This window comes from Pseudanabaena sp. lw0831, assembly GCF_016584665.1.
Classification (GTDB): domain Bacteria; phylum Cyanobacteriota; class Cyanobacteriia; order Pseudanabaenales; family Pseudanabaenaceae; genus Pseudanabaena.
This window is the reverse complement of record NZ_BBJB01000078.1, coordinates 34251-51895: the sequence shown is the minus strand read 5'-3', so window position 1 is coordinate 51895 and position 17645 is coordinate 34251. Positions and strand designations below refer to the sequence as shown.

General features: G+C 41.9%; 17 protein-coding genes. 7 read left to right on the top strand and 10 right to left on the bottom strand.

Annotated features, from left to right (window positions below):
- The first annotated feature begins 122 nt into the window (after positions 1-122).
- Positions 123-1145 carry an oxygen-dependent coproporphyrinogen oxidase gene (gene hemF / locus APA_RS16740; protein ID WP_201323391.1) on the top strand — a complete coding sequence of 341 codons (1023 nt, stop codon included), beginning with the start codon at positions 123-125 and terminating at the stop codon, positions 1143-1145.
- Positions 1146-1185: 40 nt separating this feature from the next.
- On the opposite strand, the gene APA_RS16735 is transcribed toward hemF, so the two are convergent.
- Positions 1186-2511 carry a hypothetical protein gene (locus APA_RS16735; protein ID WP_201323390.1) on the bottom strand — a complete coding sequence of 442 codons (1326 nt, stop codon included), beginning with the start codon at positions 2509-2511 and terminating at the stop codon, positions 1186-1188.
- Positions 2512-2626: 115 nt separating this feature from the next.
- Between APA_RS16735 and APA_RS16730 the strand changes: the two genes are divergently transcribed.
- The 3 genes from APA_RS16730 to APA_RS16720 all read left to right on the top strand — a co-directional run bounded on the left by APA_RS16730 (position 2627) and on the right by APA_RS16720 (position 5103).
- A complete protein-coding gene (locus APA_RS16730; RefSeq protein WP_201323389.1) occupies positions 2627-3328 on the top strand; it encodes an ABC transporter ATP-binding protein in 702 nt (233 codons plus the stop codon).
- Between the two features lie 208 nt (positions 3329-3536).
- On the top strand, positions 3537-4625 hold the full coding sequence (locus APA_RS16725; protein WP_201323388.1) for an AI-2E family transporter: 1089 nt from the start codon (positions 3537-3539) through the stop codon (positions 4623-4625).
- Between the two features lie 157 nt (positions 4626-4782).
- Positions 4783-5103 carry a hypothetical protein gene (locus APA_RS16720; protein ID WP_201323387.1) on the top strand — a complete coding sequence of 107 codons (321 nt, stop codon included), beginning with the start codon at positions 4783-4785 and terminating at the stop codon, positions 5101-5103.
- A 27-nt stretch (positions 5104-5130) separates the two neighbouring features.
- On the opposite strand, the gene opcA is transcribed toward APA_RS16720, so the two are convergent.
- Together opcA and zwf are read right to left on the bottom strand one after the other, a co-directional pair.
- Complete coding sequence (gene opcA / locus APA_RS16715; protein WP_201323386.1) at positions 5131-6252, bottom strand: glucose-6-phosphate dehydrogenase assembly protein OpcA; 1122 nt, start codon at positions 6250-6252, stop codon at positions 5131-5133.
- 101 nt (positions 6253-6353) lie between these two features.
- Complete coding sequence (gene zwf, locus APA_RS16710) at positions 6354-7883, bottom strand: glucose-6-phosphate dehydrogenase (protein WP_201323385.1); 1530 nt, start codon at positions 7881-7883, stop codon at positions 6354-6356.
- Positions 7884-8408: 525 nt separating this feature from the next.
- On the opposite strand from zwf, the gene APA_RS16705 reads away from it, so the two are divergent.
- On the top strand, positions 8409-8801 hold the full coding sequence (locus APA_RS16705) for a carbohydrate porin (protein WP_236579616.1): 393 nt from the start codon (positions 8409-8411) through the stop codon (positions 8799-8801).
- A gap of 55 nt (positions 8802-8856) precedes the next feature.
- Here APA_RS16705 and APA_RS16700 read toward each other — a convergent pair whose 3' ends face one another.
- The 3 genes from APA_RS16700 to APA_RS16690 form a co-directional block, all read right to left on the bottom strand.
- The gene (locus tag APA_RS16700; RefSeq protein ID WP_201323384.1) at positions 8857-9489 is read right to left on the bottom strand and encodes an RloB family protein; all 633 of its coding nucleotides are present in this window, start codon (positions 9487-9489) and stop codon (positions 8857-8859) included.
- Complete coding sequence (locus tag APA_RS16695) at positions 9482-10777, bottom strand: ATP/GTP-binding protein (protein WP_201323383.1); 1296 nt, start codon at positions 10775-10777, stop codon at positions 9482-9484. Before APA_RS16695 ends, APA_RS16700 begins: the two co-directional genes overlap by 8 nt.
- A gap of 74 nt (positions 10778-10851) precedes the next feature.
- Entirely contained in the window at positions 10852-11304 is a 453-nt protein-coding gene (locus APA_RS16690; RefSeq protein WP_201323382.1) for a DUF29 domain-containing protein, read from the bottom strand.
- A gap of 131 nt (positions 11305-11435) precedes the next feature.
- Between APA_RS16690 and bchD the strand changes: the two genes are divergently transcribed.
- Positions 11436-13484, top strand: a complete 2049-nt coding sequence (gene bchD, locus APA_RS16685; protein ID WP_236579615.1) for a magnesium chelatase ATPase subunit D — start codon at positions 11436-11438, stop codon at positions 13482-13484.
- Between the two features lie 25 nt (positions 13485-13509).
- Here the strand turns inward: bchD and APA_RS16680 are convergent, their stop codons facing one another.
- From APA_RS16680 to APA_RS16665, 4 genes are read right to left on the bottom strand one after another with little or no spacing between them, the layout of a single operon-like run.
- On the bottom strand, positions 13510-15132 hold the full coding sequence (locus tag APA_RS16680; RefSeq protein ID WP_201323381.1) for a SpoIID/LytB domain-containing protein: 1623 nt from the start codon (positions 15130-15132) through the stop codon (positions 13510-13512).
- Positions 15133-15166: 34 nt separating this feature from the next.
- On the bottom strand, positions 15167-15322 hold the full coding sequence (locus APA_RS16675; protein ID WP_201323380.1) for a hypothetical protein: 156 nt from the start codon (positions 15320-15322) through the stop codon (positions 15167-15169).
- On the bottom strand, positions 15319-16032 hold the full coding sequence (gene queC / locus APA_RS16670) for a 7-cyano-7-deazaguanine synthase QueC (RefSeq protein WP_201323379.1): 714 nt from the start codon (positions 16030-16032) through the stop codon (positions 15319-15321). Before queC ends, APA_RS16675 begins: the two co-directional genes overlap by 4 nt.
- Entirely contained in the window at positions 16029-16661 is a 633-nt protein-coding gene (locus APA_RS16665; RefSeq protein ID WP_201323378.1) for a 7-carboxy-7-deazaguanine synthase QueE, read from the bottom strand. Before APA_RS16665 ends, queC begins: the two co-directional genes overlap by 4 nt.
- A gap of 310 nt (positions 16662-16971) precedes the next feature.
- Between APA_RS16665 and APA_RS16660 the strand changes: the two genes are divergently transcribed.
- Positions 16972-17454: a CGLD27 family protein gene (locus APA_RS16660; RefSeq protein WP_201323377.1), complete on the top strand. Its 483-nt coding sequence runs from the start codon at positions 16972-16974 to the stop codon at positions 17452-17454.
- Positions 17455-17645: the final 191 nt, after the last annotated feature.

Below are 17645 nucleotides of genomic sequence, written 5' to 3'. Positions count from 1 at the left end.
AACAGTGATATAGCAACTCTTAACGAGCTTAAGGAGTCTCAGCCTGCGGGTACGCCTTCTTAAACTCACAAACTCTTATAAAATTTTTAAGTCCAACATCTAAAAACTAATACGAAACGATTATGACTATCGCCCCTGTCGCTCCTAGTAAGGTTTTACTCAAAGTTCCTGTTGACTCTAAGACTCGCGTAAAACAGTTCATGCAGAGCTTGCAAGACAAAGTTTGCCAAGGTTTAGAAGAACTAGACGGCAAAGCCAAGTTTAAACAAGACGAGTGGGAACGTCCTGAAGGCGGCGGTGGCAGATCGCGTGTAATTACCGATGGCGATTATTTTGATAAGGGCGGCGTAAATTTTTCTGAGGTGTTTGGCTCCCAGTTGCCCCCAGCTATTTTGCGGCATCACCCAGAAGTTGCAGGCGAAACATTTTACGCAACTGGGACATCGATGGTGTTGCATCCAAAGAATCCTTACGCACCAACAGTTCATTTCAACTACCGTTATTTTGAAGCAGGCACAATCTGGTGGTTTGGTGGCGGACTTGATCTTACCCCTTACTACGGCTTTGGCGAGGATGCAAAACATCTGCACACTACACTTAAAGATGCTTGCGATCGCCACAATCCTCACTACTATCCTGTGTTCAAGCAATGGTGTGATGACTACTTTTTCCTCAAGCATCGCGGTGAAACTCGCGGCGTAGGTGGTATTTTCTTTGACTATCAAAATGGCGAAGATGGACTTTACAAAAATAGTAATGATTCAACAACCGCTCAAGTCATGAGTGACGAAGTCGGTGATGTACCTCGGACTTGGGAAGAGATCTTTGCCTTTGTCAATAGTTGTGGTAATTCTTTCTTGCCTGCCTATACCCCGATCGCAAATCTTCGCCGCAACATGGAATATGGCGATCGCGAGAAGCAATGGCAACTATATCGTCGTGGACGCTATGTAGAATTCAACCTCGTCTACGATCGCGGTACTATCTTTGGTCTACAAACAAATGGGCGCACCGAATCAATTCTGATGTCTTTACCTCCCCTAGTTCGTTGGGACTATGACTATCACCCTGAGCCAAATACTCCTGAAGCTGAACTAAATGAAACATTCTTGAAGCCTCAAGACTGGATTAACTGGAAAGCCTAATAAAAAAGCACCCCGCACGGGGTGCTTTTTTATTGATTAATCAGCCAATCCAAACACCGTTAGCATAGTCTAACCAATACTGCACTAACCATATACTTGATATTCCTAGTATCCACAAAAGCAATTTACTCACTTTTCGCGATGGAAAACATTGACTTATATAGGCGATCGCAAAAAAGAAATAAGGAGTTCCAAATATAAAACGTCTTAAGCTAGTTAACTTTTGATCGCTAAAAACAATAATAGCTGTATGTATTAGAGCAAAATATATACAGAACCAAAACACATAACTGGTGGATAATTTTTTGGCAGATTGAGTTAAGTTAATCCCCCTTAAATTATTTGTTTTACTTGTAAAATTACTCGTTTTAAAGTCCAAGCCATAAAATGCTAAAAAAGCTGGTGGATAGGCAAAAAGTAATATCCATTGCCAAAGGTTAGGAATTACAAAAATTAGCTTTCTAATATTAGTAGATATAGAAATTAACCATGATGTAATTAATGCTATGAATGGTAAATATATTGATATAAAATCAGCGTAAGTTATTGGGACAAAAAATAAATGAGGATAAAATCCCAATTGCTTTCTCCAATTTTCCTGATCATGAAAAGGGGCGAAAAAATCTCCTCTTGATTCTAAGCAATAATATCCATAGATACAATAACCAACAGTCGCGCCAAGGCAAATTATTAGGGTTGCTATGCCATAGATTTTAAGTATTTTTAAAGAGTCTGTACTATTCTGAAATCTATTTATTACTAAAATTGAGACCAATGCAAATATAGATGCAAATGCTGCTTGTATAAGAAAAGGTCTTGTTAATGAAAGCATCAAAGACAAAATAAATATAGGTGTTAATAGATATATTGATTTAACATGTTTAATAGGTGTTTTTGAAGTTACTTTAAAATTGTTTAGAATAATCAAAAAAATCAAGCTTAAAAAAGAAAAAATCCCTTCTGTATAGCCAATCATTCTAAAGACTGAAAGAGGATTCATTGCATAGATTGCTGTAACTAAAGATATTATTTTATAGCTTTTGATATTTTGTACTAGAAGAAATAAAAATAGGGGAATACTAATTAAAGATAATAAGCCACCAAAAACACGGAAATATAGTGCTGCATCATCTACTATTTGTGGTTTTGCTAATTTATTAATTAACCATGGCCATAGGGGATAAAAAGCATTACAAGTTTGATATATTGCTAAATTTGAATAATGCTCAATATCATAAAAAAGCTTGGTGGGAGAGTTAGAGAAAAAGCTTGTAAAAATATGTGGATTTATAATGATGGCAATGACTGTGCAAAGAATAAACCCTAATGTGATGAAAATTGATATTAAAAATATACTGAATTTCATTAATGGTATAAATTAAACTTTTAAGCAATATTTACTTTAGTATGACTTTAAATCGTTAATTATAGTTAACGTCAATTTATAGGTAAGATTTTATAGCGTAGGAGGAAATTATTAAGTGTTAGAGATTAACAACCTTAGTGTTAACTATGGTGGCATTCAGGCTTTACAGGATATTAATTTAAGGGTCAATGAAGGCGAAATCGTGACCTTGATTGGCTCCAATGGAGCAGGTAAAACGACCACTTTACGAACTATTTCTCGTCTTGTTTCACCGAGATCGGGACAGATTATTTACAACGGTAAAAACGTTACCAATCTACGACCAGATCAAATAGTCAAAATTGGGATTGCCCATAGCCCAGAGGGGCGGCGAGTATTAGCAAGACAGACTGTGCTAGATAATTTGGAATTAGGGGCTTTTTTGCGAAGCGATCGCTGGGGGATTAAAGCTGATATCGAAAAGCAGTTTCAGATTTTTCCGAGGCTCGGTGAACGGCGCGATCAATTGGCAGGGACATTAAGCGGTGGTGAACAGCAAATGTTAGCGATCGCCCGTGCGGTGATGAGTCGCCCTAGATTGTTATTACTTGATGAACCAAGTTTGGGGCTAGCCCCACAGATTGTCAGAGAAATTTTTAAAACCATTGTGAATCTCAATCAATCTGGGGTAACGATTTTATTAGTTGAGCAAAACGCGACCTTAGCTTTGCAGCACGCTAATCGTGGATATGTGATGGAGTCTGGAGTAATTACGATCGCAGGACAAGCATCGGATTTATTAGTCGATCAAAGAGTCCGAGAAGCATATCTAGGATAAAACCCAAAAGACGAGTGGCGGTGCTTGGCACCGCCACTCGTCAGCAATTCTCATTATGAAACCGATTTTTATAATGAGAATTGCTAGCTACTCGTCTGTTGGGTTTCATTTTTTAAGCTTTGTGGGAAAATTTTAGTAAATTTGTGTTTTAACCAACACTTTTAGCGCACAATTTTAAGTAGATACCTAGCGCGTCACATTGTTTCGTATGATTGAGACCCTCAATAAGTTGCCTCGTTGGTTTTCACTGGGCTTAACTTTCCCGCTAATTTTTCTGAACGGGTGGTTATTGCTATTGCTTGGTCGAGAATTGCAACCATTAGTCAGTATTCTGATCACTGCGACAGTGATTTCGTTTTTGTTAGATTATCCGATCCGCTTTCTGATCAAATTGAAGGTTCAGCGTGGTATTGCTGCGGGATTAGTAATTCTCATATTTTTCATGGTGCTGGGGACATTAGCGATTTTTCTAGTGCCTTTAATTTTGGCTCAGGCGAATGAACTCATTGTACGTCTGCCTGAATGGATTAAGTCGGGGCAGCAACAGTTGCAAATTTTTGAGACTTGGGCGATCGCTCAGCAATTACCGATTGACATTAGTGGCACATTCAATCAAGTGATCGAAAAGTTAACGGGTGTCCTGAGATCGATAACCAGCCAGCTTTTTAGCATTGTCTTTGGGGCGATCGGTAGTCTGGTAAATATCTTTTTGACCTTGATATTTTCAATTTTCCTCGTCCTGCGCGGCTCATTTCTATGGAATGGTTTGCTAAGTTGGCTACCTCAGAAATGGAATGATCAGGTTCGTAATTTACTGCCACGCAATTTTGAGCGCTTTATCGTCGGACAGGTTACTTTAGCAACAATCCTTGGTGTTTCGCAAACTACAGCCATGTTAATCTTGGGGGTTCCCCTTGCCCAGCTTTTTGGCTTTGGTATTGGCATTGCCAGTTTAATTCCCCTTGGCGGCTCTAGCACAATTATCACCGTTAGCCTATTAATTGCCTTGCAGAATTTCTGGCTTGGGGTGAAGGTTTTACTAGTCGCAGTGGCAATCATTCAAATTGTGGAGAATGTACTAGGTCCTCGTATTGTCGGTGAGTTAACAGGGTTAAATCCAGTATGGATGTTAATTTCCCTCGATATTGGCTTTAAGCTAAATGGAGTTTTAGGGCTATTAGTTGCTGTCCCGATCGCAGGTTTTATCAAGGGTACTTTTGACACAATTCGTGGCGTGAATGGTTCTGTCAAAGTTGAGGCGATCCCCGAAGCTCACACCGAAGTTTCAATAAAGTAAAAGCAAGATAGTAAACGCAATATGCAGAGCATCTTTAAGTTTTTGTAACGTATGCCCCGATCAATAGATATCCTGTTAATCTAAGTAAAAGAAACATGAGTAGCACTCAAGCGCCGCTCATGTTTCTCTTTTACAGAACTACTGATAATTTGGGCATATGAAGCGTTTTCGGGATGAATGGATTGATGAATGGTGTCAGGAAAATGGTTGGACTGACCTATTTGTTGAACGATGCTGCAATTATTGGGCATTTCCGCCAAGTTCAGTGATGCCATTGCCAATACCGAATGACACCCTTCGCAAAATCAAAAGTGCCAAAGGTATGAGCGATGACGAGAGGTCTTGGACATTTGCCGCGATCGCAATTTCCTGCATAGCATCAATATTTAGCTTTATTTTAAAAAATCCCGTACCAATTACCTGTGCTTTCGGCTGTGTCGCCTTTATTGTCGGACAACTAGAAATCGAAGAATTTTAAAAAAGGCTCGCACTAGCGAGCCTTTTTTTATAGTGCTAGTACTTTTGCTACTAGTGCAAGACTTTCTTCGTAAAGAGATTCTCGTCCCCAGCGCTGCAATTGTTGTCCAAGAAGAGTGTCAGCACTTTGATCTGACAAAGGCGATACTTGATGAACGCGATAGTTTTGCGCTCCGCCTCCAGCTTCCATCCGCATACAGCCTGTAGACTCCGAACAGAATACGTTGCAAGCGTCGGTATTTTGGTTAGAGGCGGTCAAGCGTAACCCAATCAGATCGCCAATCACCTCACCTGCATCGCTGAGGGGGATAGCAGCCAATTCAGCCTTAATTTTGATATTGTTTCGACCTTCAAAAATAATATGCTGGATATCGTAATCACCACCCTCAGAACTGCGTTCGATTGGTTCCCATTCCAGACGACTGGCGATCCAGCCGAGAAACATTAGAGCTTGGGTGCTGTTGCCACGTTCGTAGTCGATGGTGATCCCATCAATTTCCCAAACAGCAGATCGGCGATCGGGTTGGTCAAAGGCTTGGGCAGTAAGTTCTTGCCAAGGTCCAAGGCGTTGCCAATTCAAGTCTGCAATTTGCGTACTTGCTTGGATCATCCCTTGAACTTTGAGTAAATCTGACTCTGAATTAGCAAATGTAGCTGAGTCCATAATTAAGCGATCGCTTAAATTAACCAGCTTCTCAAACATGCGTGTATTCGGTGCAGGGCTATCTTTCCACCACAAAAATACAGGTAAGTCGGGGATCAGTAATTCTGGAAGAATACTATGTACGCGATCGAAGGCGCGTTTCGCCCCAGTCAGGGTGATATATTCACCACAAACCAAGGAGCTGCGGCTTTTTTGGATCGGACAATAGGCTGCGACCTGTGCCGATATGCCTTGATCCTCTTCATCAAGAGTTACCAAATCGACTACTCGGCATGGACTCTGAGAGACGATCGCATCAACGGAAGCCATCCGTGACACTACATCCATATTTTCTGGTTCGTACACCAAAAGATTAAATGTTGTAGCGCGAGCAGCTGAATTTTCACCATAGGACAACCAGATTTTGCTTAGCTCTGCTTCGACTTGAGATACCGAGACATCTTTGGGAGCTTGCAAAGATACAACGGAAGTTGCTTGGGTATTCATAGGAATTAAGAATTACAAATTACGAATTGGGAATTACGAATTGGGAATTACGAATTACAAATTTAAGGATGATTAATTCATAATTCGTAATTCCTAATTGATCAAAGTCGTCGCCACTGTCGTCCATCACGTTCGATCAGTTGCTCGGCTTCAGATGGGCCCCAAGTTCCAGCTTCGTATTGTGGAACGACGCTGGGATCATTGGGCATTTCCCATGCAGTAAGCGCAGGTGTTACCACTTTCCAAGCGGCTTCCACTTCGTCACCGCGTGTAAATAGTGTCTGATCGCCCAACATACAGTCTAGCAATAGGCGATCGTAAGCATCGGAGCCTTCGATACCAAAGGTTTTGCCATAGCCAAAGTCCATCTCTACCGATCGCGATCGCAGGTCAGCTCCTGGCATCTTTGCCTCAAACTTCAGAGCCACACCCTCATTAGGCTGAATCCTGAGTGTCAGTACGTTAGGTGAGACCTGCTTTGCTGCTGACTGAAATAGTAAATAAGGCACATCACGAAACTGAATCGCAATTTCGCTGACTTTTTTGGGCATCCGTTTGCCAGTTCGTAAATAGAAAGGAACACCTTGCCAACGCCAGTTATTTACTTCAAACTTCATGGCTACATAGGTTGGCACTAAAGAATCAGGATTAACATTAGGTTCACGGCGATAGCCTTCCACCTGTTTACCCTTCATCCAGCCCTGTCCATATTGCGCTCGTACACATGATCGCTCAAGGCGGCGTGTATCGGCGAGTCGGGTTGCCTGAATCACCTTCACTTTCTCATTTCGCAGAGAGTCTGCATCCATGGCGTTAGGTGGTTCCATTGCTGTCAAGCAAAAAAGTTGCATCAAATGATTTTGCAACATATCCCTGAGCGCCCCAGAGTTTTCATAATAACCAGCTCGATCTTCAACACCAACGGTTTCTGCAACCGTAATTTGGATATGGTCGATAAACTGGCGATTCCATAGTGGTTCAAAAATCGCATTGGCAAATCGCAGCACCAAAAGATTCTGAACGGTTTCTTTGCCCAAATAATGATCGATCCGATAAATCTGTTTTTCGTCACAAGCTTTCTGAACTACTCGGTTGAGATCTTGACATGATGACAAATCGCGCCCAAAGGGTTTCTCAATTACTAGTCGAGTCTTTTCGGCGTTCTTGATCATCCCAGCTTGCCCCAACTTCTCGATCGCATCGGTAAAGTAATTGGGTGAAACGGCTAAATAAAAGACTCGATTACCGCGAGTACCCCTTTCTTTATCAATTTGATTGAGAAACTCATCAAGCTTTTTATAATCCTCAAGATTGCTCATATCGAGGGATTGGTAATATAAGCCTTCAGCAAAATCTTGCCAAATTGCTTCAGCGCCAATACCCACGGAGAACTTTTCCACGCCCTCACGCATTTGCTCGCGAAAGTAGTCATGACTCCAAGGTCTTCGAGCCACTCCTACGATTGTGAGTTCGGGCGGGAGCCGACGCTGCTGTTTGAGATGATAGATCGCTGGAACTAGCTTGCGAATAGTCAAATCACCCGACGCACCAAAGATTACAAGGATCAGAGGTTCAGGTGTTCTTTCTTGCTGTAAACCAACCCGTAAGGGATTTTCGAGTATTTGTACCACAGGCTCGTTTGTTGAACGCTAGGTAGATTCTAGCCAATATATTCATTTTTCTAACAATATCGTCTATTTTCCTTTAGGATCACTGGGCTAATTGTGGAGTTTTCTGGTTTGCAGGCGCTAAACCCCACAAAACTGAGTTTAATGAAAACATGACAATTAAATTTTCAAACGTCAGAAAAGATCTTGGTAATGATAAAGCACAAAATTGCTACGCAATTTTGTGCTTTTAAAGACCTGAATGGGTTTTAGTCTTAATTCATGAAAGTGTTGCAACACTTTCATGAATTGGTATCAAAGCTAAATGGATGTATCACACCAACAGAAACTTTCTCGGCTGGCTGTATCCCAGAATGCCAGTAGCCCGACCTCTAACGGCACGAACAACCGTGGCTTATTGGTGATCCTTATCAGAGTACGGTTGAGCTAGAATTTGTACCGAAGAATTCCGAAGATGCTAGTCCCTTTGCGATCCGTCTGCAATATACTCGCGCCTCAGTAAATAATCTGGATTACAACACAGGTGGTGTGAACCTTGAGTGGGCTTTCAATAAATCTGTGGCGCTTTTTGGTCGCTATGGATTTGGCAATATCAGCAATCGCAGCAATGCTATTTCCGCAGCACTCCCTAGCTACACGGTTTCAGGTAATGCCTCTCTGAGTCCTCAAACTTGGTCTGCGGGTTTCGCGTTCCCTGATTTGTTTAAGGAAGGCGCAATGGCTGCGATCGCAGTTGGACAACCTTTCATCGAGAGTAATGTTGGTAATGCTACTCAAACCAATGTGGAGTTGTTCTATCGCTTCCCTATCTCTGACAATATCAGCATCACTCCTGATTTGCAGTTAATCTTCAATCCCAATAACAACAGTGGCAATAGCACAATCACTGTCGGTACATTGAGAACTGTATTCTCGTTCTAGATAAAAACCTCACCCCTAATCCCTCTCCTTGCAAAGGAGAGGGGAATAAGAAAAATCAGTTGCCCATTCCCAAAAGCATATCGACTAATTGAGAGATACCGCTACAGCAGGGATTTGCATATTCAGGTAGTTTATTTTGTTTGGCTAAGTTATCAAGATCTTTTGCTCTTGCGATCGCATTATTAGTTCGTGCGTTGTTGAGTAGTTCTGGATAATAGCATCCAGATTTATCGTAATTTGGAATATGCTTCTTTAATAGTTTTTCAGCCTTATCTGGTGCAATATTTGCTGAGTAATCTTGGAAATGGACAAGAAACCAAAACTCAATGCTAGGATTGGTGACCGCCAGCCTGACGTTTTCTTTTTTCGCTTTCTGAATAGCTTGATACCAATTATTTGGATCTTTCTGAATATGCTCGTCACCATCAAAAACAGCCCAAGCTAAATCTTCCTTTTCCCAAGTCCCTTCTCGTTTTACATCTTGCCTCTTGTCTAATACTTTATTCACCACACTAAGTGGATCAGTTCCATCATGGGGGAGGATAGTAATTTTTACTGTAGATAAACGCAAATCTTGTTTGATTGCTTTGAGATATAAAGGCTCTGTATATTTGCCTTCGCAAGCAATTAGAATCTTTTTGGCAACCTCTTTTTTAGGAGCATTTCTTTTAAAAGAAGGTTTAGCCATTATCCTCACCTACTGGCATAAAGTCATCTTCATCAGAAATAAATGGAACTGCTCCAAATCTTCCATCTAGATACGCTTTGTCAATCGCTAAATCATTACGCACTTTAAAATCACTAAGTGAATATAGCTCTGTACTTTGGTCAGGACGTTTCTGCGTAAACCAAATCTGATCTCTTCGCAGCAAATTATTTCTCTGCAAAGTATTATCGTGACTAGTAAAAATGAGTTGAGTACGATTGGGATTAGTCTCAGGATTTTGGAATAGTTTGACTATCTCACGAGTAATATTTGGGTGTATGTTTGAACCCAATTCATCCGCTATAACTAGAGAACCTAATAGAAACATAAGCTGAACCCTGCAAGCTAAATCGAATAGTTTTTGCGTTCCCATAGACTCTTCTTCAAATTTCCACGAGATAATTTTTGCGTCTTCTGTTTTATGCAAAGCGTATATTTGATAACTATTCTCAGCATCTTTAGTCTTTCTGATTTCAATGTCATATAAGCCTGTATCAAACTTAAGTAAAATATCTCTACCTTTTTTTAAAGCTATAGGCAAGATCACGGTGAATGTATTGCTAGGAGACTGTTCAAGCCATAACAAATTGATGATCTTGGTGTCAAATTCTCCACAATAGCTTCCAAATCGATTTAAACTTAACCAGTTAATAAGAGGTTGAACTACTGAAACTTCTAATTTGGAGAGAAGATCTATAAAAGGTTCACGCTCTTTTAAGCTTTTTTCAAGTTGAATATGCGAACCAGAAAAATCTGAACCATTTTTCCAATCAAATTTTTTGTTTTCTTCGTTCCAAATTCGACTATATAGTAATCGTGATCTCTTTGTAGATAATGGAGAATATTCAAGTTTTTCGGAAAGTATCCTAGTGCTGTTTAGAACTAAAGAATATATGTATATATTTCCATTAAATGCTGTACGAAGATAAAAATGGCTTGGCAGTAATACACACTGATGATCGAGCTTAAAAGGTATTAAGTCTGCTCCATGATCATAATCCCCAACAACCAAAAAATTAAGTAGGTAATTAAGAGCTTTTAAAATATTACTTTTGCCTGAAGCGTTAGCACCGAAGATCGAAATTACTGGCAAAATATCAATATCCCAACCCTCAACGTGAAAAGGCTGGGCAATTTCATCATCAGACTTAACTCGACGACTGCTTTCACTATTACTGGGTTTAGCCTTGCTCTTACTTGCTGCCACAGCACTTAACGTTTCCGCACCCTTAATCGAGCGAAAGTTCTCTACAGTAAAGTCTAAAAGCATAATTTTTCACTCAAGAGGCAAAAACATGTGAATAAATCACGTAAATACTATTGTAGCAACTTAAAAGTAGCTAATTATGTTAAATCATCATCTTCCCAAATTGTATATCTTTGTTCAAAGACCTCATCCCAACTTAGCGCCGTGATTTCTGCTTTCTTGCCCATCTCATCCCTAGCATCCTGTTTCGCCGCCGCAAAACATTTGTCCCAAATCGAACTTAGAAAATCTCGATTCAAACTTGGCATCTCTTGCTGACTTTCCGCAATCTCACGCCGCGCCGAACGAATTGAAATTACCCAACTAGCACTGCGTTTTTCAGGTTGACATTTCCACTTGATCACATGCAACATCAGTCGAGTTAGCTGACTGCTTACGCCCCTTTTTTCCGATCGCCCCATTGACTCCTCTAAACTCTCCAAAAGGCTGTAGGCTTCAGTCATCTGTCCCTCTTGCAACAATTGCTTTGCTGTCACCACCGCTAAATATGGCGACTCAAACACCAGATTTTCCCATGTTGTTTTTGTCATGACTGCTTATATTCTTAACTAAGTGAGCCAGATCTAAATCTTAGCTTAGACTACTAAACGCTATAATTGACCTGAAGCTTAAAATTTCACTTCCTAAAATTTTTATATTTTTCAACCCATAACTTGATCGCATGGTCTCTTCGCCACCCGCCAACCCAATCACAAACATATCTTATACTCCCATCACATTTCCCCTTGCGGCCGTGGTCGGTCAAGAAGCGATTAAAACCGCTTTATTGCTAGCTGCGATCGATCCTTGCATAGGTGGCATCGCCCTCGCAGGTAGACGTGGCACAGCCAAATCTGTCCTTGCGCGTGGTATTCATGCCTTACTGCCTCCCATTGAAGTTGCGATCGCCTCTCTAAGTAACTGCGATCCGACTAATCCTGATGAATGGGATGATGCTTTGGTTGAAGCGATGCAGGGAAGAGAGCTTAGCGAGATCGAAACTAAAGTAATTCCTGCGCCGTTCATTCAGATTCCTTTGGGAATTACTGAAGATCGGCTGATTGGCTCGGTAGATGTGAGTCGGTCTGTGCGCGAGGGGCAAACCGTATTTCAGCCAGGGATTTTAGCAGAAGCCCATCGCGGTGTTCTGTATATTGACGAAATTAATTTACTCGATCCTCAGATTTCTAATTTACTGCTTTCGGTTCTCTCTACAGGCTATAACCAAGTCGAACGCGAAGGTATTAGCTATCAACATCCTTGTAACCCATTGCTAATTGCGACCTATAATCCAGAAGAGGGCATCTTAGGCGAACATCTGATGGATCGGATTGCGATTAATCTATCAGCCGATGGAGTTCTGTCTCTCGATCAGCGAGTGGAAGCAGTGGATATGGTGTTGGGTTATGCCAATTCTCCTGAAGCCTTTTTAAGTAGTTATGACTCTGATATTGATGACTTGCGGACACAAATTATTTTGGCGCGGGAATGGCTGAAAGACATCACAATTTCGAGGGCGCAGATTCAATATTTAGTTGCTGAAGCAGTGAGGGGTGGAGTCCAAGGACATCGCGCTGAGTTATTTGCCTTGCGAGTGGCGAAAGCGGCGGCGGCTTTGGAAAGTCGCACTCAAGTTAATGCTGATGACTTACGTCAGGCCGTGGAGTTGGTAATTGTGCCGCGATCGCCTTTACAACCCGAACAACAACAACCCGAACAGCAACAGCAGCAGCAAGCACCGCCGCCGCCGCCAGATCAAGATGAAGGAGAACAAGAACAGAATGAAGATCAAGAGGATCAGGAACAAGAACAAGAGCAGGATGAATCCCCTGAAATTCCTGAAGAGTTTGTCTTCGATCCTGAAGGTGTAATTCTTGATCCTGAAGTTCTCTTCTTTGCTCAGTCAATGCAGAAGCAAGGGCGATCGGGCACGCGCAACGTGATTTATTCCCAAGAGCGAGGGCGTTATATCAAGCCAATTTTGCCTCAAGGAAAGAGCGATCGCATTGCTGTCGATGCCACTCTCCGTGCTTCGGCTCCCTATCAGAAGGCGAGAAGATTGCGCCAACCGCATCGTAAGGTCATCGTTGAAGATGTGGATATCAGAGCGAAGAAGTTGGCTCGGAAGGCGGGAGCGCTGACAATTTTCTTAGTAGATGCTTCTGGATCAATGGCATTGAATCGGATGCAGTCGGCTAAGGGTGCGGCTTTGCGGATGTTAACTGATAGCTATCAAAACCGCGACCAAATTTCTTTGATTCCATTTCGAGGTGAAAAAGCCGATGTATTGTTACCGCCCACCCGTTCCATCGAAGCAGCACGTCGTCGCTTGGATACGATGCCCTGTGGTGGTGGTTCGCCACTAGCGCATGGTTTGACTCAGGCGGTAAGAGTGGCGATTAATGCTAGACAGTCGGGCGATGTTGGTTCGGTGACCATTGTGGCGATTACTGATGGTCGTGGCAATGTGCCATTAGCGCGATCGATGGGTGAGCCGATTGATCCTGAAAATAAGCCTGATATCAAAGCCGAGTTGATCGATATTTGTCGCAAAATTCGCGCCTTGAACTTAGGGCTTTTAGTAATTGATACCGAAAATAAATTCGTGTCTACTGGCTTTGCCAAGGAACTCGCCGCCGCAGGTGGTGGCAAATATTACCATTTACCCAAGGCAACTGATCAAGCGATCGCAAATGTCGCGCTGAGTGCGATCGCGGATCTGAGACAGTAAAAAATGCCCGCATAGCGGGCATTTTTTACTGTCTCGGCGTGTAGTATTCAGCACGCAGTTTTTGTAACTGCGCGTTTGTGTAATAAAAGTTGAGAATGCGATCGTAAGTCCAACCCATACGAGCTAAATTATAAGAACCTGTTTGGCTCATGCCCACGCCATGCCCCAAGCCACCACCAACAAAAGCATATCCAGTCAATACTTTATCTTGATAAATTGGCTCTAGTTTAAAGAAAGTGCTATCAGGTGGATCGAAAGCATCGATGATTTCATCTTTTTTGACGAAGATTTTGCCAGTATCAGTGGTTACTTCCATTTCTAAAACTCGTCCTGAAGCCGCTCTTTTTGAGACTTGCAACTGTTTAATCGCACTAAAATTAGTTGTACTATCTCCAGAAAATCGCAAAAACTTTTTCAAAGAAGTTTGCAATTCTTCTAATGAGCCGATTCTACGCCAACGAAGATTTTTCCACCCCGCCTCATTAAATCCCATCTGACGTTCTAAAAATGCTTTGAGATTTTTATCGTCAGCAATATTTGCCGATCGCTGATTTTCAGGACGATTTGCAAGATCCAGTACCGATTGCAAATAGGGACGTGGCGTTCCATCCCAAATATCATTGTAGTCTGCGGTAATGCCACCCGTTGTTGATGAATAGAGCGCGTCGATCGCCTTATTGTTGTAGGTGAGAACCAAGCCTCTGGTATCTGCGATCGCGCGATCGGCGACTTCTGTAGTATCTTCTAAGCCTCGATATACTTGGCACTGGGTATCAGCACAAAGCTCATATTCATCTACCTTAAAGCGATGTAAACTAGCCAGCACATAAGTACGAGCTAGGATCGCTTGGGCCTGCACTGACGCATAAGGGGCATTGTAACCAATTTCATGGGGAACTACGCCACGCACATAAGTTTCTAAGGGAACGTTATTGACTACGGTAAAACTTTGATGAGCATTAGGCTGCAACCTCAAACTACCTGCATAAGCACGATTGCTAATCTCAGCTTTATTCTCTCTTTGATAGCTAACTTCAACCAGTCCTGTACTGCTACTAACATCAAGGCGATCGCGGTTATACCGAAAATCTCCCACTGTCCATGACGCGATCGTTTTTTGGGGCAAGATCCGCCGATCGAGCTGTACGGTCAGATTTCCTTGCGATCGCAGGGTGTAAAACATCAAATAACGCAGCAGCATCGAGTCATACATATCGCGCTTTGCCCATACTTGCCAACGCCTTGGTTGAGCAATTTCAGTCTGGATGCCTTTCTCGTTCCAATGGAAAGCGCTCGCCGCCGCATTCTCAAAACTACGATGATTACTGAGGACTAATTTCTCTTCAAGAACTGGTTGTGTTAATGGTTGTAGCGCGATTTCGATGACTAAGCGATCGGTTGTTAGCGTTTGCGTGCTTTTACCATCCGCCGATGGAAATGAGAGAGTTAAATTGCCACCTGATGTTGCCTTGAGTGTGAGCCTATCCTGTGGTCTTTCGCCAAAACGTTGCACAATACCAATTTTCAGGATTGGGTTAGAGTCAACTTGAGCTTGCACAATTTCGCCAGCCGTTAGCGTGAACGAACAAATAGTTACAACCAATGTTTGGCGAAGGGTTTGACGAACGATACCAACAGTTTTTTGCATGTCAAGTCTAATTACAATATTTAAGACACTTATTCTAACGGGCTTTTGCCCAACGGATTTCAATCTCCTCAAGAGTAAGCCCTTTTGTTTCTGGAACCAGAAAAAAGACTAGCACCCAAGTACTAACCAGAGCAGAAATTACAGCCGCAATGTAGATAATGCGAAAATCCTTCTGATGGTGGATTATCATGGTTGCTCTTGACCAAGTTCAGTTTGACGAAATTTCCAAATTGGATCTTCAACTCCTGCTTGGGAAAAACCGCGATCGCGTATCAGACAGGCATGGCATTTGCCGCAACCACCCTTGATTCCAGCATAACAAGTATGAGTTAATGCAAGAATTTCCTCGAAGCGATCGCCTAATACCTCAACCGCAAGATTGACGCTCTCAGCTTTGGTTAATTGCATCAAGGGAGTATGGATAATAAAGGAATCAGGAACGCCCCATATCCCTTCGCCGATCGCCTTCGCCATGAAATCGATAAATACTTGGCGGCAATCATAGTAACCTGCGAAATCTGCTTCACAGACCCCTATAAAAATATCTTTAATACCAAGGACAGCAGCCCGGTTTCCTGCCAAGGTAAGAAACAAGATATTACGTGCTGGCACAAACGTTGGTTCAACTCCTCCTGGCAATTCTTCTGTGGAATCATATTGTCCTAAAGGAGTATCTGAAACTAGGGGAGATGTCCCTTTTAAAATAGGACCTAATTGAATAATTTCATGACTCGCGAGGTTAAGAGATTTGGCGATCGCGATCGCACTTTCCAGTTCAACCACATGGCGTTGTCCATAATCAAATGTAATCGCATGGACTTCATCAAACTGTTGACAAGCAAGAGCAGCACAGGTTGTTGAATCCTGTCCTCCGCTAAGAACACATAATGCTTTTTTCATGCAACACCTATATATTTATGAGTTTGTAGAGAGAGTCTGTAGTTTGGGTTTTGTTGAAGTAACTCTAAAATAATTGAAACGGCGCGATCGCGTACATTCCATTCTGGCTGTAAAAATATAGGGCGATCTTGGACTGTTGTTAAATAATCCTTGTAAAACTCCAATTCCTGACCCGTACTAATTACAAATTTGATTTCGTTTGCACGTTCCCAAAACAGCTCTTTGACTGGGTAGGTTGGACTGATATGTTGTTTAGGAGAAAGAGTAATCCAAGCTGATGATGGAATCTCTTGCCAGAAAGCTCCAGATGTTTCAATATTAACCTGTCTATCTGTATCCAATAATGCTTGTACCATTTGTGGCAACTGCTTATGGATAAACGGTTCTCCTCCGCTAATCACAACTCTAGGAGATTTTAATTCCTTGAGTAATTCTGTGAATGATTTCATCTCTCTAGGTGCATTAACACCCCCATCACTGTAGCCTGTGTCACACCAACTACAACGAACTGGACAACCTGAAAGACGGATAAAATCCACCAGAGTGCCTATCCAAAAACCTTCCCCCTGCACAGTACTCTGAAAAGTCTCATGGATAGGCACTTGGAGTACCTCCTGATGTATTGACATTTTGGGATATTACTAAAAACAAACTGAAATTAAATTAAGCGGCAAATGAATATTTGATGATCAATTTATATAAGGTATATGTGCTGAAAGTCAAGTTTCAGCCCAATACTAATTCTCAAAATGGCATTACACTTACGGAATTGGCATAACTTTGCATCAATTCTCATTATAAAAATCAGTTTTGATGCAAATCCGCCGACGGCGGACTTGCGTCAAAACCGATTTTGGGGTTCTCAGTGCCGCAAAATCGGTTTCATAATAAGAATTGAAACGAGTTACACTGACAGAATATTTGATCATCATATAACTAATGACCTGTCCAGTTCCCAAAGAGCAACAACCACTCAATGAATATGTCGAGCTTAAGGAAGCTTTCTTTTATCGCTGGGCAAAGCTTGCGCGATCGCAATATTTGCGAATGTTGTTGCTCATGTGGCTAGGATTCACAGTTATTTTTTCGCCAGTAGCGATGAGCATTGAGTCGCCAAACCGACACTTGTGGCAATTTATCTGTGTGGCTAGTATTGGCGGCGCTGTGGGGCTAATTTTGCCAGTGTTATTATTATTGTCAGGATGGAGTCATGTAAAGCAAAGGCTTGATAGCGCTAAGATTTTTTATGAAGAGTCGGGCTGGTATGACGGACAAACTTGGGAAAAGCCAGAAGCGGATTTAGTCAAAGATCGTTTGTTAGTAGCCTATGAGATTAAACCCGTTTTAAGTAGATTGCAAAAAACACTTTTGGGAATCATCGGATTTCTTGCGCTTAGTTTTTGGGTTTTAAATATTTCATAAAAACATGTAGGGTGGGCAATGTCCGCCCTACTCCTAGGTTGGGGGAAGTTTTTAGTAGAAATCACCCAAAGAAAAGCGAATCCCACTTTTTTGCTTTTTTATGCCCTATAGGGTGAAGTTAGTTTTGCAAAATAAGACTTAACATATGTTTACAAGTGAATTACATGTGCAGCAAAACTTCAACAGAGCGT

Bases quoted from the DNA above. Each gene is read 5' to 3' on its own strand.
- hemF (WP_201323391.1), top strand. From the start codon at position 123: ATGACTATCGCCCCTGTCGCTCCTAGTAAGGTTTTACTCAAAGTTCCT.
- APA_RS16735 (WP_201323390.1), bottom strand. From the start codon at position 2,511: ATGAAATTCAGTATATTTTTAATATCAATTTTCATCACATTAGGGTTT.
- APA_RS16725 (WP_201323388.1), top strand. From the start codon at position 3,537: ATGATTGAGACCCTCAATAAGTTGCCTCGTTGGTTTTCACTGGGCTTA.
- APA_RS16720 (WP_201323387.1), top strand. From the start codon at position 4,783: ATGAAGCGTTTTCGGGATGAATGGATTGATGAATGGTGTCAGGAAAAT.
- opcA (WP_201323386.1), bottom strand. From the start codon at position 6,252: ATGAATACCCAAGCAACTTCCGTTGTATCTTTGCAAGCTCCCAAAGAT.
- APA_RS16700 (WP_201323384.1), bottom strand. From the start codon at position 9,489: ATGGCTAAACCTTCTTTTAAAAGAAATGCTCCTAAAAAAGAGGTTGCC.
- APA_RS16695 (WP_201323383.1), bottom strand. From the start codon at position 10,777: ATGCTTTTAGACTTTACTGTAGAGAACTTTCGCTCGATTAAGGGTGCG.
- APA_RS16690 (WP_201323382.1), bottom strand. From the start codon at position 11,304: ATGACAAAAACAACATGGGAAAATCTGGTGTTTGAGTCGCCATATTTA.
- bchD (WP_236579615.1), top strand. From the start codon at position 11,436: ATGGTCTCTTCGCCACCCGCCAACCCAATCACAAACATATCTTATACT.
- APA_RS16680 (WP_201323381.1), bottom strand. From the start codon at position 15,132: ATGCAAAAAACTGTTGGTATCGTTCGTCAAACCCTTCGCCAAACATTG.
- APA_RS16675 (WP_201323380.1), bottom strand. From the start codon at position 15,322: ATGATAATCCACCATCAGAAGGATTTTCGCATTATCTACATTGCGGCT.
- queC (WP_201323379.1), bottom strand. From the start codon at position 16,032: ATGAAAAAAGCATTATGTGTTCTTAGCGGAGGACAGGATTCAACAACC.
- APA_RS16665 (WP_201323378.1), bottom strand. From the start codon at position 16,661: ATGTCAATACATCAGGAGGTACTCCAAGTGCCTATCCATGAGACTTTT.
- APA_RS16660 (WP_201323377.1), top strand. From the start codon at position 16,972: ATGACCTGTCCAGTTCCCAAAGAGCAACAACCACTCAATGAATATGTC.